The organism is Streptomyces sp. RPT161 (assembly GCF_027533845.1).
Lineage (GTDB): Bacteria > Actinomycetota > Actinomycetes > Streptomycetales > Streptomycetaceae > Streptantibioticus_A > Streptantibioticus_A silvisoli_A.
Genome location: NZ_JAPZVN010000007.1, coordinates 204,187 through 219,054, shown reverse-complemented (window position 1 = coordinate 219,054; position 14,868 = coordinate 204,187). Strand labels below are relative to the sequence as shown.

Genomic DNA, 14,868 nt, shown 5'->3' with positions numbered 1-14,868 from the left:
TCGTCTTGTCTGCTCTTGGCCCGCCTCGCAGGCGCGGGTCCGCCCGCCGTGGGCGCGGGAGCGGACCGGAGTGCGGCAGACTGCGCCGGTGACCTTGTGGACCGTGATCGCTGTTGTCTCACTGCTCTGCTGGCTGTGGCTACTGCTCGCACAGGGATTCTTCTGGCGCACCGACGTGCGCCTGCCACCCGCCGCGGAACCGGACACCTGGCCGACGGTGGCCGTGGTGGTGCCGGCCCGGGACGAGGCCCATGTGCTGCCGGTCAGCCTGCCCTCGCTGCTCGCGCAGCAGTATCCGGGCCGGGCGGAGGTGTTCCTGGTCGACGACGGCAGCTCGGACGGCACGGGCGCGCTGGCCCGCGCCCTCGCCGACGAGCACGGCGGGCTGCCGCTGACCGTGACCTCGCCGGGCGAGCCGCCCGCGGGCTGGACCGGCAAGCTGTGGGCGGTACGGCACGGGATGGCGACCGCGTCCGCCGCGTACCGGGCGGAGTACCTGCTGCTGACGGACGCCGACATCGCCCATGAGCCGTCCTCGCTGAGGGAGTTGGTGGCCGGTGCGGTCGGCTCGGACCTGGACGTGGTCTCGCAGATGGCACGGTTGCGGGTGGCGACGGCCTGGGAACGGCTGATCGTTCCGGCGTTCGTGTACTTCTTCGCCCAGCTGTACCCGTTCCGCTGGGTGAACCGGTCCGGACGCACCGCGGCGGCGGCCGGGGGGTGCGTACTGGTCCGGCGCGCCGCGGCCGAGCGGGCGGGGATCCCGGAGGCGATCCGCCAGGCGGTGATCGACGACGTGGCGCTGGCCCGCGCGGTGAAGCGGTCGGGTGGCCGCATCTGGCTGGGGCTGGCCGACCGGGTGGACAGCGTACGCCCGTATCCGCGGCTGTCGCAGCTGTGGCGGATGGTCTCCCGCAGCGCGTACGCCCAACTGCGGCACAACCCGCTGCTGTTGGTCGGCACGCTCGCCGGTCTGCTGCTGGTCTACCTGGTGCCGCCGGTCGCGGCGGTCGGCGGCGCGGCGGCGGGGAACGCGGCGGTGTGCGCGGCGGGCCTCGGGGCGTGGGTGCTGATGACGGCCAGCTATCTGCCGATGCTGCGCTACTACCGGCAACCGCTGTGGCTGGCACCGCTGTTGCCGTTGACGGCGCTGCTGTACGCGGCGATGACGGCCGACTCGGCGGTGCAGCACTACCGGGGGCGGGGCGCCGCCTGGAAGGGCCGTACCTATCCGCGCCCCGACCCCGCCGCGGTACCCGACCAGCGGGGATAGGGCCGGAACACGGCACGTGGCCGCCCACGGACCGGGGGTCCGGGGCGGCCACGTTTCATGGATGCCGGAGGAAACGGTTCGTCAGGCGTGCGGTCCTGTCGTTACCCAGGACTCACTCGCCTGTACGGCGACGGCGCAGCGCCCAGGCGCCACCACCGATGGCCGCGGCGGCGAGAGCACCGCCCGCACCGGTCTCCAGCGCGTTGCCGTTGTTCACCGAGCCACCCTCACCGGCCTTGACGCCGCCGCTGGGGTAGCTGCCGCCACTGCGCTTGCCCCCGTTGTACCCGCCACCGTTGTAGCCGCCACCGTTGTAGCCGCCACCGTTGTAGCCGCCGCCGTAACCGCCACCGCCGTGGTGGTGGTGGTGACGACGGTGGTGACGCCGCTCGATGACCTGGATGTGGGTGCGGAAGAAGCCGTCGTGCGGGCACCGACCGGTGATCAGGAAGTGCCTGCGGTGACGACGGTGGTGACGGTGGTGACGGTGGTGCCGCTTGGGGCCGGTCCAGCCGCCCCAGCGGTCGTCGCGGTCGGCCTCGCGACGGTGGCCCCAGTGCTTGTACTCGACCTTGCCGGACCCCACGTACAGCCGCTCGTCGCGGTTGCGCCCGTCGCGGTGGTCGCGGTCGCGGAAGATGCCGTCGCGGTGGAGCGTGATGTGGTCGCGACGGAACGCCTCGGAGAAGGCGCGGATGGTACGGACGTCGTCGGCCTGGGCCCTGGGGCAGCGGACCCGGACGTGGACCCGCTCGCCCGACCACGCGACCTTGGGGTGGACCCGGATGTGAGCACGCCGGTGATGGTCGTTGTCGCCGCCGGTTGCGAACGACGCGGGAGCCGTGAGGCTGATGACTGAGGCCGCGCCCACGAGGGCTGCGGTTGCCAGGCGCATAGTGCGCATGTGTGATCTCCGATTCCCGGGCGCAGCCGCAGACCCATACCGCCTGCGTAGCCAGATAACTACGCCCCGTCATATCTGACGATATGTAGGCACCTGACGACCCGCCACTTAAGATCGGCATAAGAGTGAAGAAGATCTGACACTCACCTCTAAAACATGACATTTCCCCTGCTCAAGGGCGCACTAAAGCGCCGTCAGAAATTTCTCTGACGGCACACCAGATGGACTAGTGCTTGCGTCCCGGGGTCCAGTTCATGCCCCATCCGTACGCCTGGTCGACGGTGCGCTGCGGGCTCACGCCCGGTCGCGGCACGAGGTACCGGGCCTCCCGACGCACCACCAGTTCCCCGCCATCGTTGCTGATCAGGGCCAGGGCGCAGACGGTGGACGGCACCGTGCACTCGTCCAGGAAGAACTCGACCGGCGCGCCGCCTTCCGGCCGCAGCGTGGTGGTGGCGTGCAGCCCCGCGAAGCTGCGGGCGCCCTCGTAGATGGTGACGAAGACCAGGATCCGCCGGAAGGCGTGCCGGTGGTCGAGGTTGATGGTGAGGTTCTCGCCGCTGTCGACCGCGCCGGTGCGGTCGTCTCCGTCCAGCTGGATGTACGGGGGTCGGTCGACCGCGCCGAAGGCGTTCCCCAGCGCCTGCACAACTCCCCTGGTGCCGTCGGTGAGTTCGTACAGGGCGCACAGGTCAAGGTCGATCTCGGCGGCCTGTGAGCCCATCAGCCCGGCCTTGCGCAGCCAGCCCCTCGGCTGCTCGCGCATCCGCCAGTTGAGATTGACCCGCATGGCGCCCGAGGTACCGCCCTGTTTGGTCAAGGAGACGGAGGGGGCGTCCTTCGTCAGGGTGACCTTTGTGAGCCGCACGGGGGGCGCGGAGGGCGCGGGAGGCGTCAGGGGTTGCGGAGCGGTGGCGGGGGGCGCGGGCACAGGCTCGGGCGCCGCCTGGGGCTCGGACGGCACGAACGCGTCCGCCGGTATCCCGAAGTCGGCCGCCAGCCCGGCCAGCCCGGTGTCGTACCCCTGGCCGACGGCCCGGAAGCGCCACTGCCCGGCGCGCCGGTACAACTCCCCCAGCACCAGCGCTGACTCCACGGTGGTGTCGGCGCACTCGAAGTGCGCGACCTCGTCGCCCGCCACCGCGTCCGTCACCCGGACGCGCGCTCCGGGCAGCTGGCCGAACGTTCCGCCATCCACGGAGGCGACCAGCACGACCCTGTCCAGCCCCTGCTCAACGCGTGTCAGATCCACCAGCAGGCTGTCCACCCGCTCCCCGTCCACCGGCCGCGCGCCCTCGTGGCGGACACCTCCGGACGGATGCGCCCGGCCGTACCCGACGACGTCCGCCCGCCCGTCGGCCAGCAGCAGCGCGCAGGCTTCGGTGCGCGGCGCACCGGGGCCCGTGCGCCAACCGAACTCCACCCGCAGCGGCCGCGCGGGCACGGGCACGTTGGACCCCTTGGGCATGGACATGAACTCCCCCTTCGTACAGCCCGGGACACCCCCGGCAACTCCCCTTAAAGGCTGGCGTTTACACGATCAGAACGCCGCTCCGCGACCGATTTTCACAGTTTCGATCGCATTGGGGATCAACGTTCACTCGCGGAGCCTCAAACAACCCTCTTACCGGACTCCCCATCCAGCACATCGTGGGCTTAACTTATGGAGCATGACCACCCCCCGCGGCACCTACGGCGGCGGCTACTACGCCTCGTCGTCCTTCCCGGACACCCCCATCTACGACAGCCTGGTCGCAGAGCGGGGCACCCCTCAGATCGCACCCATCCGGGTCCCGTCGCCGTACGACTCCGGCAGTTACCTGCCCGCGCTCACGGCACTCCCGGCCCTTCCCTCCGGGCCGTCCACCCACACACCCCCGCAGGGCGCGTACACCGGCTACGTGCCGAACACGCCGCCCGCCGCGTACCAGCCCCAGCAGCCCGCGCCGGCGCCGTACATCCCGCAGCAGGCGACCGCCCCGCGCGGGTACCCCGGCGGATATCCGGCCCAGGGCCCGCAGCAGGGTCCCGCCCCGACCGGGTACGAGGCGGTGCGGCCGGTCGTACCGCGCCCCGTGCCTCCGCGTCAGGTTCCCGGCGGCTTCGGGGACGACGGGTACCAGTACCGCCGCCCGTACAACGGTCAGGGGTACTGAACCCGTCCCACGAACACGCTCGGGTGGCATCCGTACTGTCGGCGGCTGCTGGCACCATGGCCGCATGAGGAGACCACACCTGAGCGCCCTGCACATCTACCCGGTCAAGTCGGTCGGTGGGCTGACCCTCGGCGAAGCGGCCGTCGAGCCGTGGGGGCTCGCCGGTGACCGGCGATGGCTGCTGGTCGACGGCACGGGCCGGTTCCTCACCCAGCGCCAGCTACCGCGGCTGACGCTGATCCAGGCCGAGTCGCTGCCGGACGGCGGGATCCGGGTGAGCGCGCCCGGCATGGCGCCGCTGGAGGTCGCCGTGCCCGAGCCGGTCGGCACCGCCGCGGTGCAGATCTGGCGCGACAAGGTGGAGGCGGTGCCCGCCGCACCGGAGGCGGGCGCCTGGTTCAGCACGTTCCTGGACAGCCAGGTGGCGCTGGTGCACCTCGACGATCCGGCGCGCCGCCGCCCGATCGACCCCGACTACGCACGCCCCGGCGAGACGGTGAGCTTCGCGGACGGCTACCCGCTGCTGCTCACCTCGACCGCGTCGCTGGACGCCCTCAACACGCTCATATCCGGGGGCCGGTTCCCCGACGAGGGGCCGCTGCCCATGGACCGGTTCCGGCCGAACGCGGTCGTGACCGGCACCGAGCCCTGGGCGGAGGACGGCTGGCGCCGGGTGCGGATCGGCGAGGTCTCCTTCCGCGTCGTCAAACCGTGCTCGCGCTGCATCGTGACCACCACCGACCAGCGGACCGCGAGGCGCGGCCGGGAACCGCTGCGCACCCTCGCCGAACACCGCAGGTTCGGCGACAAGTTGGTCTTCGGACAGAACCTGATCCCGGAGCACCCCGGAACCGTTCGGGTGGATGACCCGTTCTCGGTGCTGGAGTGACGCGTCAAGGCGGTGCTGCGGTCACGCCCCTTAGTGGGTTGTTTCGGCCGACTTGCGGCCCGCCCCGCGCGTACGCCGTGCCGTGTGCGGTACTTGGACGTGCGAAGGGGGTGTGGTGCGATGCGATCGGTTCCGGGACTGTGGCGCTGGCGGCGCAATCCGCTACGGCGCCGCAGCGATGTGGTCGAGGCGTGGGCGAGCCTGGTCACCGTGGGCCTGGTGGTCGTCGGTGCGCCCCTGGCCGGGCTGGCGGCGGGTCAGAGCGTGGGCTCCGACCTCCAGCGCACCGTGCAGCGGCAGCGGGCCGAGCGGCACCGCACCACCGCGCATGTGGTCAGCGTCGACCGGCACCGCGCCCCGGTGGTCGACTCCGAGGCCGCGCACGGGCAGGACGGCACCCGCGTGGCGCTGGTGCGTTGGCGAACGCCTGACGGGGAGTCGCGCACCGGTGTGGTGCGGATCGAGGCCCGGCACGTGGTGGGAGATCCGCTGGCGGTGTGGACCGATCGGCGCGGGCGGCTCACCGAGCGCCCGATGGACGAGTCGACGGCGACCACCAACGCGGTCGCCGCGGGCTTCGGCGTGGCCGGCGCTGCGGCGGCGCTCGTCTGCGGGGCACGGCAGTTGCTGGGCTGGCGGATCATGCGCAGACGGCTGGCCGACTGGGCGCGCGAGTGGACCCGGGTGAGCGAGGACTGGGGCCGGGCGGGCGCGGGCGGTTGACGCGACGGGAACGTCGTCGCGATCACATGCGTTTCGAGGGCGGAAGAGGACCTACGTTGTCCACCCGAACCCGCCCAACTGTGCTGATTCCCAAGCCTCTCCGCGTACGTCGGCACCTCCGGCGCGCGCTACGGTGGAGCACCGGTTGCGGGGACGGATCCCAGGGCAAGAAGGTGGGGGCAGAGCAGCACCATGGCACAGGGCGTGGCTCAGGTGACGCACACCAGCACGTCGCGGTGGCGGCGCCGCACCGGCGAGTACGAGACCCTCGCCGCGGCCCTGGAGGCGGCGGGCGACGGCGACGTCGTGGCAATCACCCCGGGCACCTACCGGGAGAACCTGGTGGTCCAGAGGGCGGTGACGCTGCGCGGCGCCGAGGGGCCCGGCTCGGTGCGGATCGCCCCGCCCGGCGGTGTCGCCCTGACCGTCCGTGCCTCCGCCACGGTGCAGGACCTGCACATCGAGGGCCAGGACAGCTCCGCCGCCGCGCTGCTGGTCGAGGGCTCCGCACCGGAGTTGCAGGACCTGCGGGTGGTCACCCACTCCGCGGTCGGCATAGAGGTGCGGGACGGCGCCCGGCCGACGGTCAAACGCTGCACGGTCGACAATCCGGCCGGGCTCGGGGTGAGCGTGCTCGACGGCTCCGGCGGGGTGTTCGAGGAGTGCGAGGTGATCGCGGCCGGGCAGTCCGGTTTCTCGGTGCGCGGTGGCGCCTCGCCGCGCCTGGAGCGCTGCCGGGTGCACCACACCACCGGCGCGGGCCTGACCGTGACCGGTGACGGCACCACGGTCGAGGCCGTCGGCTGCGAGGTCTACGAGATCAAGGGCACCGGTGTCCAGGTCGCCGCCCGCGCCACCGGCCATCTGACCGACTGCCAGGTGCACCGCACCACCGGCGACGGAGTGACGCTGGACACCGACGCGGTGCTCACCATGGCCGACTGCGATGTGCACGACGTGCCGGAGAACGCGATCGACCTGCGCTCCCGCTCGGTGCTCACGCTGACCCGCTCCACCGTGCGCCGCTTCGGCCGCAACGGCCTGTCGGTGTGGGATCCGGGCACCAGGGCGGACGCCAACCGGTGCGAGATCCACGACAGCACCGGCGACTATCCGGCGGTGTGGATCAGCGACGGGGCCGCCGCGGTCTTCGACTCCTGCCGGGTGCGTGACGTGCCGGACGCCCTGTTCGTGCTGGACCGCGGTTCCCGCGCCGATGTTGTCGACAGTGATATCTCGCAGGTCCGCAACACCGCGGTGTCGGTGAGCGACGGCGCGACGGTCCAGTTGGACGACTGCCGGATCCGCGAGGCCGCCACCGGCGCCTGGTTCCGCGACCACGGCAGCGGGGGCACGCTCGCCGCGTGCACCATAGACGAGACGGCGACCGGCGTGATCGTCACCAAGGGCGCCGACCCGGTCATCGAGCGGTGCACCGTGAACAGCCCCGCGGAGTCCGGCTTCTACGTCTCGGCGGGCGGCCGCGGCACCTTCACCGGCTGCACCGTCACCGGCAGCCGGGGCTACGGGTTCCACGTCATCGACGGCTGCCGGTCCACCGTGACCCGGTGCCGCACCGAGCGCTGCGCCCGTGGCGGTTACGAGTTCTCCGAGCCGGGCCCGGTCGCCGAGGGCTGCACCAGCGACGAGAGCGCCGAACGGCGCCCCGCCCCGGACGCCGCCGCGGGCACCGCCGACGGCCTCCCCCCGCACCCCGCCACACCCCCGGCCACCGCACCGGCGACCGCCGTACGCTCTTACGGGCTGCTCGGCGGCATCCCCGAACCGCGCCGGCCGGAACCACCCGCGCCGCGGGCCAGCACCCGCCCCTCGCAGGACGTGCTCGGCGAACTCGACGCTCTGGTCGGCCTGGAGAGCGTCAAGCGGGAGGTACGGGCGCTGATCGATCTGATCGCGGTCGGCCGCCGCCGCCAGGAGGCGGGCCTCAAGGCCCCGTCGCTCCGCCGCCATCTGGTCTTCACCGGCTCCCCCGGCACCGGCAAGACCACGGTCGCCCGGCTGTACGGCGAGATCCTGGCCGCCTTGGAGGTGCTGGAGACCGGGCACCTGGTGGAGGTCTCCCGGGTGGACCTGGTCGGCGAGCACATCGGGTCGACGGCCATCCGCACCCAGGAGGCATTCGAGCGGGCCCGTGGCGGAGTGCTGTTCATCGACGAGGCTTACGCGCTCGCGCCGGAGGACGCCGGACGCGACTTCGGCCGGGAGGCCATCGACACCCTGGTCAAGCTGATGGAGGACCACCGTGACGCGGTGGTGGTGATCGTCGCCGGGTACACCGCCGAGATGGAGCGCTTCATGGCCGCCAACCCCGGTGTGGCCTCGCGCTTCTCGCGCACCATCGCGTTCGGCGACTACACCCCTGAGGAACTGCTGCGGATCGTCGGCACACAGGCGGACGAGCACGAGTACCGGCTGGCCGAGGGCGCCGACGAGGCGCTGCTGAAGTACTTCACCGCGCTGCCCAAGGGGCCGACGTTCGGCAACGGCCGCACCGCCCGGCTGACCTTCGAGGCGATGGTCGAGCGGCACGCCGGACGGGTGGCCCAGCTCGCCGCCCCTACCCACGACGACCTGCAGTTGCTCTACGCGGAAGATCTCCCGGAACTGCCCTGAGCCCGGTACCCGCCACGTGCGAAGATGGCCCTGCCGCGGGTCGGCGGAACAGCGGGTCTATGGAAGGGACGGGGGAACAGGTGGGCGACAACCAGAACCTCCTGGCCGAGCAGCGGCGCGCCCTGATCCTTGACGAGGTCAGGCGGCGCGGCGGGGTGCGGGTCAACGAGCTGACCCGCAAGCTGAACGTCTCGGACATGACCGTGCGCCGTGATCTGGACGCGCTGGCCCACCAGGGCGTGGTGGAGAAGGTGCACGGCGGCGCGGTCCCGGTGGCCGAGGCGAGCACCCACGAGCCGGGGTTCGAGGCGAAGTCCGGTCTGGAGCAGGGCGCCAAGGAGGCCATTGCCAGGGCGGCCGCCGCCATGGTGGTGCCGGGCAGCGCGATCGCCCTGTCCGGTGGCACGACGACGTACGCGCTGGCGCACCATCTGCTGGACGTGCCGGACCTGACCGTGGTGACGAACTCGGTGCGGGTGGCGGACGTGTTCCACTCCGGTCAGCGCCGGGTCGGCGGCGGCGCCCAGTCGGCGGCGCGCCCGGGCGCCGCGACGGTGGTGCTGACCGGCGGGGTGCGCACTCCGTCGGACTCGCTGGTGGGGCCGGTGGCGGACCGGGCGATCCGGTCGCTCCACTTCGACGTGCTGTTCCTGGGCGTGCACGGGCTGTCGGTGGAGGCGGGCCTGTCCACGCCGAACCTTGCGGAGGCCGAGACCAACCGGCAGTTCGTCCGGTCGGCGCGCCGGGTGGTGGTGATCGCGGACCACACCAAGTGGGGCACGGTGGGCCTGAGTTCGTTCGCCACCCTGGAGGAGGTCGACACGCTGGTGACGGACGCCGGCATACCGGAGGTGCTGCGCGCCGAGCTCTCCGAGCATCTGGCGGACCTGGTGTTCGCGGGCGGTCCGGACGCGAGGGACCGACCAGACATGTGATATCGCGTCAGGTATCGTGTCGGGGCCAACGACCGCTTCCCGTCTGGAGGTACCGCCATGGCGCGCCGACTCCGTCCCGTGGGGCTGGACTTCATCGCTTCGGCCCAGGTGCGGCTGGTCTTCGCGGCCGGAACAAAGGCCGAGACCCCGGCCGTCTACCGGGCGTTGGCGGAGGACACCGAGGGTTGGACGAGCTGGTTCCGTTCGGTGGTCTCGGCGCTGCCGACCGACGGCGGGCGGAACATCAGGCTGATCGGCGGCGTTCGCTTCGCCGAGACCATACTGGAGGCACGGCCGGACGAGCGGTACGTGTACCGCGTGGACGAGACGAACGTGCCCGCCGTCGAGGCGATGGTCGAGGAGTGGCGGGTCGCTCCGCTGGCCTCCGGCGGCACCAGGGTGCAGTGGACCTTCGCCGTGGACGCGCCGGCGTCCGTGCGCGTGCTGCTGCGGTACGCGCGCCCAGGGTTCGGCCATGCCTTCCGGGACGCGATGCGCACCCTGGACCGACGGCTGGCGGTCACCCGGACCACCGCCTGAACCGCTACCGGTACTCGGCGAGCCGCGGCCGTACCCCGACCAGGACGAGTGCCGCGGCGCCCGCCAGCGTTCCGGTCGGGATCGCGGGCCAGCCGTCCAGCGCGTGCCCGGCGGACGCCATCCGCGTCTCGAAGTCGGCGCGCCGGGCCTGCTCCAGGCCGTCGAGACGGGTGGCGAAGTCCCAGTAGTCGAAGGCGACATGGTCGCGTCCCACATCGGTGAGGACGACGGCCGCCTCGTCGAGTCGCCCGGCGGCGAGCAGCCGACGCAGCGTCGCGTCATCGGACCGGAAGGCGGCCAACGGCTTCAAGGCCGCCGCGTACTGCGGCAGTTCGGCCGCGCTGGTGCCCGTGTCGGGGCTGAGCAGGCCGTCAAGGCGCCGCATCTGGGCCTCGTAGTCGTCACGGTAGGCGGTGCCCGCTCCGGGGTCCTGGACGAACCAGCGGCTTTCCGCGGCCACCGCGTCGGCCGCCGCCGTACGGGCCTCCGCGAGCCGCGCCCACGGCCCCAAGCCCTGTTCGGCCGCCCGGCCCAGTTCGCCCGCGGCCGCCAGCAAACCCGTCGCCCCGACCACCGTGACGGTCAGTACGGCGAGCGAGGCCGCCACCAGTGCCGGGTTGATCCGTCGCCGGTACCGCACGGCCAGGTCGCGCTGCCACCACACCAGCACGACCAGCGCCAGCACCCCGAAGACGCTCAGCGCGACGGCGTACCACCGCTGCGCGTCCCGCGCCCGGACGCGCAGTGTGGCCGCCTGCCGTTGGTAGGTCTGACTCAACTCATCGACTACGGGCAGCAGTTGGTCCCGCATCACCGCGCCCGCCTGCGCGGACAGGTCGACCGCCGGGGTCGGCGGATGGCCCGCCGCCGGGTCGGCGTCCTGGTCGTCGGCGTACTCCACCTGCCCGCTGAGTTCGTCGTACCGGCCCAGTGCGTCGAACACCGCCCGCACCCTGGCGGCTTGGGCGGGATCACCGCCGAGCTGCCGCAGCAGTCCGCTGATCTCGGTGCGCCGCTGATTGGCGGTGATCAGCGCCAGCACCTGGTCGCCGACCGGGACGTCGGGCTGGCCGGGAGCGTGACCGGGGATGAGTTCGTCGGCGCGCTCGGCGTCCAGATCGGCCAGCGCGAAGTGGAGTTCGGCGGCGGCCGCGGCCCGGTCCACCACCGCCCGGCGCAGCGCCGCGGTGCCGTCGCGCGCCGTGCCGAAGCCGAGCACGGCGGCGGCGCACAGGGCGCCGACGGCGAGCAGCGCCGCCACGGCCTGGACGACCAGTCGCACTGGCCCGGTCAGCCGGGACAGTCGCCTTCGGCCGTGAGTCATGCCGGGACGCTAGGGGCGCCGGTCGTACGGAGGGTGACGTTCCTGGGGGCTCCGGATGTCCCGCATGTCACGGAACCGCCCCGGAGGCGGCGGGAGTTCAGCTCGGCCAGGCGCCGGTGGCCAGGAAGGTGTCGATCGCCGCCGTGTACGGGAGGATGTCCAGGCCCTCTTGGGCGAGCCAGTCGTCGGAGTAGTACTTGTCGAGGTAGCGGTCACCGGGATCGCACAGCAGCGTGACCACGCTTCCGGTGCGGCCCTCGGCCAGCATCTCGGCGACGATGCGCAGCGCGCCCCACAGTCCGGTTCCGGTGGAGCCGCCCGCCTTCCGGCCGATCGCCTGCTCCAGCGCGCGTACCGCCGCCACCGAGGCGGCGTCGGGCACCTTCATCATCCGGTCGATCGCGCCCGGTACGAAACTCGGCTCCATCCGGGGACGGCCGATGCCCTCGATGCGGGAGCCCCGCTCACAGGAGACGTCGGGGTCGCCGCTGACCCAGCCGTCGAAGAAGCAGGAGTTCTCCGGGTCGGCGACGCACACCCTGGTGTCGTACTGCATGTAGTGCACATAGCGGGCGATGGTCGCCGAGGTGCCGCCGGTGCCCGCGGTGGCCACGACCCAGGCGGGTTCCGGATAGCGTTCCCTGCGCAGCTGTTGGTAGATCGATTCGGCGATGTTGTTGTTGCCCCGCCAGTCGGTGGCGCGTTCGGCGTAGGTGAACTGGTCCATGTAGTGGCCGCCGGTCTCCTGCGCGAGCCGCGCGGAGACCTCGTACATCGTGCGCGGGTCGTCCACCAGATGGCACCGGCCGCCATGGAACTCGATGAGCCGCTGCTTCTCGCGGCTGGTGGTACGCGGCATCACCGCGATGAACGGCACGCCTGTCAGCTTGGCGAAGTAGGCCTCGGAGACCGCCGTGGATCCGCTGGACGCCTCGATCACCGGACGGCCGGGCCGGATCCAGCCGTTGCACAGCCCGTACAGGAAAAGCGAGCGGGCCAGCCGGTGCTTGAGGCTGCCGGTGGGGTGGGTGGACTCGTCCTTCAAGTACAGGTCGATTCCCCAGTGTTCGGGGAGCGGGAAGCGCAGCAGATGGGTGTCCGCGCTGCGGTTGGCGTCGGCTTGGACCTGGCGGACGGCTTCTTTGAGCCAGATGCGGTATTGCTGGTCGGAGCGGTCCACGTCCATGGTGGGAAGGGGCTCGCGGGGGCTGTCGGCACCACCGCTGCCGGTGTGTTCGACGGTGTCCACTGGCCTCCGCCTCCCGCTCGTAGCCGTTCCCGGCCACGCTGCCGGGCACTCGTCGATCATAGGCAGCCGCTGACCGACGGGCGCGCCGCGGCACATCGACGCGACGGCGCCGGGTGGTCCGGGGTACGCACCATACGGGGTGCACGCCACCGGAATGGCGAGGGAGCGCGCTGCGGGAGTTGCGGAATGCGCCTCCCGGGGCGAACCTGGTCCCGCACACGGAGTACAGAAACGGTCACTCTGGGTGTTCCCGCACAGGCTTTCCCAATCGAGCGGGACGGGGCACGGTCCCGGAGGTCGGCCCCACCGCGGAGGGAGTCGCAGCCGTGATCTCTACCCAGCACAGCCTGCGGTGCGCCGTACGACTGGAGGCACTGCCGCATCGGATCGGACAGGTCCGCCGAATCGTTTCAGCACAGCTTCGGTACTGGGATCTGGAACCGCTCCTCGACACCACGCTGCTCGGCATCACCGAGCTGCTGGCCAATGTGCACCGCCATGCCCAGCCCGACAAGCAGTGCACCGTAGAGCTGTCCTACGACCGGGGCCGACTGACCGTGTCGGTCACCGACAACGATCCGCGCCCGCCCTCGATCGCCCTGGGGGCGGACGCGTTGGACACCTCGGGCCGCGGGCTGGCCATGCTGGCCGCCCTCAGCGACGGCTGGGGTACACGGCCCAACGGCGAAGGCGGCGGCAAGGTCGTCTGGTTCACCCTCGCCAAACGCGCCCCCACCACCCCACGGGTCCGCACGGCGGCACCGGTCCACACCGCAACGGTGCTACCGATCGGTAAACGCGGCGTGCCGATCGCGGCTTCGCTGGCGTAGAGGCCACCGACGGGGCCGCGGGTGGCGCGGACGGGGGCAGGTCCAGGAGGCTCGCAGGAGGCACGCGGGGGCGTCGGGGCACGCGTGCAGGGGCTCAGCGGCCTTCGACGGCGGGCAGCACGACCGGCGAAGAAGCCTGCGGTCCGGCCCCGCCCTCGCGCGCCCCGGCCCCGCTGACTCCGCGGCGACCGCCCGGCGCACATCGGGCCGGGCCGCCCGCCGCGTTGGCCCCAGCCCGGCCATCAGCCCGACCAGCGGCACCACCACCGACCGCACCGGCGGTACCGAAAAGGCGCTGACTCCCGAGGAGTCGGCGCCACGCACCAGCGCCCGGCGCAGGAACGCGCCGAGCCCCGGACCGCCGACCGTGCCGAACGCGGCCACCGGCACCGACTGCCAGCGGACCACCGCCCGCAGCTGCGCCCGGGTCTGCTCGACCGCGCGCAGCAGCCCCCCTTTCCGTGTCCGCTCGTGGACCGCGAGGGTGAGCGCGTTGGTGATGCCGAGCTGCGCGATGAGGACGGCCAGCGCCAGCAGCGCGTAGACGAGGATGGGCGTGGTGTCGATGCCCGACGCCGAGGACTTGGCGTACTCGGCGCGGGTCCGTACCGTGGGGTTCCCGTGCCCGGCGGCGACGCGTGTCACCACGGCCTTGCCGTCGGACACGGACGCCCCGGGCCGGAGGGAGACCGCGACTAGCGTGACGCTGTCCTGAGTTCGGTGCGGCTCCCATGCCTGGCGTCGGATCACGTAGTCGCCCATGCGATCGGCGTGTTGGTAGATCGCGCCGACCGTGAACCGCTGCGCGCTGCCGTCGGTGAACAGCGGTTTCGTGCTGGAACCGACCCGCCAACCATGTTTGACGGCCTGATCGCCACATAGCGCGGTGCTCCACGTACCCATCGCGTGGGGCGCGCCGTCGGCCTTCCCGAAGTCCGCCGCCCGCCTGAGCCCGGCCGTATCCGCGACCGTCAACTGCGCACCGGCGCCGTTCACCTGGGCCGTTCCCTTGCCGAGCCCGACGGCGGTGGCCACCTGCGGAAGCCTCGCGAGGGCGGGGCCCGCCGCGGGCTCAGTCCGCTGCCGCCCGCGCCGAACGCCGGTGCGCTGACCGCCACATCGCACGCGAAGGACCGCGAGACGGTCTGGTGCAAGGTGGCATTCGGCGAGGCGCCGAATGCCATGAACAGGTCACCACAGCCACCCCGGTCATCAGCGCGGTCGCGGTGGCTGCCGTCTGTTTGGGGCCGCGCAGAGCGTTGCCCCGGACCAGCGCCCACGTGACCCCGCGCAGCCGGGCGAGCGGGGCGCCGAGTACCCGAACGGCGTATCCGACCGCTACCGGATATCACGACGATGAACGCGGCCCCCTCCCCCGTGATCGTCGCCCCGACCGCGGTGACCAGGAAAC

Annotated in this window: 12 protein-coding genes and 1 pseudogene; 8 read left to right on the top strand and 5 right to left on the bottom strand. The window is 72.3% G+C overall.

The window, feature by feature from the left end:
• Positions 1-94 precede the first annotated feature (94 nt).
• A complete protein-coding gene (locus tag O5O46_RS17215; protein ID WP_443072557.1) occupies positions 95-1,273 on the top strand; it encodes a glycosyltransferase in 1,179 nt (392 codons plus the stop codon).
• 112 nt (positions 1,274-1,385) lie between these two features.
• Here the strand turns inward: O5O46_RS17215 and O5O46_RS17210 are convergent, their stop codons facing one another.
• Both O5O46_RS17210 and O5O46_RS17205 read right to left on the bottom strand, forming a co-directional pair.
• Positions 1,386-2,177, bottom strand: coding sequence for a hypothetical protein (locus O5O46_RS17210; protein WP_269856315.1), 792 nt, complete (start codon positions 2,175-2,177; stop codon positions 1,386-1,388).
• 226 nt (positions 2,178-2,403) lie between these two features.
• Positions 2,404-3,651: a TerD family protein gene (locus O5O46_RS17205; RefSeq protein ID WP_269856314.1), complete on the bottom strand. Its 1,248-nt coding sequence runs from the start codon at positions 3,649-3,651 to the stop codon at positions 2,404-2,406.
• A 196-nt stretch (positions 3,652-3,847) separates the two neighbouring features.
• Between O5O46_RS17205 and O5O46_RS17200 the strand changes: the two genes are divergently transcribed.
• The 6 genes from O5O46_RS17200 (at position 3,848) to O5O46_RS17175 (ending at position 10,054) form a co-directional block, all read left to right on the top strand.
• Positions 3,848-4,333, top strand: coding sequence for a DUF6643 family protein (locus tag O5O46_RS17200; RefSeq protein ID WP_269856313.1), 486 nt, complete (start codon positions 3,848-3,850; stop codon positions 4,331-4,333).
• A 64-nt stretch (positions 4,334-4,397) separates the two neighbouring features.
• On the top strand, positions 4,398-5,222 hold the full coding sequence (locus tag O5O46_RS17195; RefSeq protein WP_269856312.1) for an MOSC domain-containing protein: 825 nt from the start codon (positions 4,398-4,400) through the stop codon (positions 5,220-5,222).
• A 120-nt stretch (positions 5,223-5,342) separates the two neighbouring features.
• Positions 5,343-5,945, top strand: coding sequence for an Rv1733c family protein (locus O5O46_RS17190; RefSeq protein WP_269856311.1), 603 nt, complete (start codon positions 5,343-5,345; stop codon positions 5,943-5,945).
• Between the two features lie 192 nt (positions 5,946-6,137).
• Positions 6,138-8,579 carry a right-handed parallel beta-helix repeat-containing protein gene (locus O5O46_RS17185; protein ID WP_269856310.1) on the top strand — a complete coding sequence of 814 codons (2,442 nt, stop codon included), beginning with the start codon at positions 6,138-6,140 and terminating at the stop codon, positions 8,577-8,579.
• A gap of 80 nt (positions 8,580-8,659) precedes the next feature.
• Positions 8,660-9,514 carry a DeoR/GlpR family DNA-binding transcription regulator gene (locus tag O5O46_RS17180; protein WP_269856309.1) on the top strand — a complete coding sequence of 285 codons (855 nt, stop codon included), beginning with the start codon at positions 8,660-8,662 and terminating at the stop codon, positions 9,512-9,514.
• A gap of 57 nt (positions 9,515-9,571) precedes the next feature.
• Positions 9,572-10,054 (top strand): SRPBCC family protein, encoded by a 483-nt coding sequence (locus O5O46_RS17175; protein WP_269856308.1) that lies wholly within the window; start codon positions 9,572-9,574, stop codon positions 10,052-10,054.
• 4 nt (positions 10,055-10,058) lie between these two features.
• Here O5O46_RS17175 and O5O46_RS17170 read toward each other — a convergent pair whose 3' ends face one another.
• Both O5O46_RS17170 and O5O46_RS17165 read right to left on the bottom strand, forming a co-directional pair.
• Positions 10,059-11,378, bottom strand: a complete 1,320-nt coding sequence (locus O5O46_RS17170) for a hypothetical protein (protein WP_269856307.1) — start codon at positions 11,376-11,378, stop codon at positions 10,059-10,061.
• Between the two features lie 97 nt (positions 11,379-11,475).
• Entirely contained in the window at positions 11,476-12,564 is a 1,089-nt protein-coding gene (locus O5O46_RS17165) for a PLP-dependent cysteine synthase family protein (RefSeq protein ID WP_269856416.1), read from the bottom strand.
• A 392-nt stretch (positions 12,565-12,956) separates the two neighbouring features.
• On the opposite strand from O5O46_RS17165, the gene O5O46_RS17160 reads away from it, so the two are divergent.
• Positions 12,957-13,457 carry an ATP-binding protein gene (locus O5O46_RS17160; RefSeq protein ID WP_269856415.1) on the top strand — a complete coding sequence of 167 codons (501 nt, stop codon included), beginning with the start codon at positions 12,957-12,959 and terminating at the stop codon, positions 13,455-13,457.
• Between the two features lie 177 nt (positions 13,458-13,634).
• Here O5O46_RS17160 and O5O46_RS17155 read toward each other — a convergent pair.
• A pseudogene (locus tag O5O46_RS17155) lies at positions 13,635-14,802 on the bottom strand (FtsX-like permease family protein); the annotation flags it as partial.
• Between the last annotated feature and the right edge of the window lie 66 nt (positions 14,803-14,868).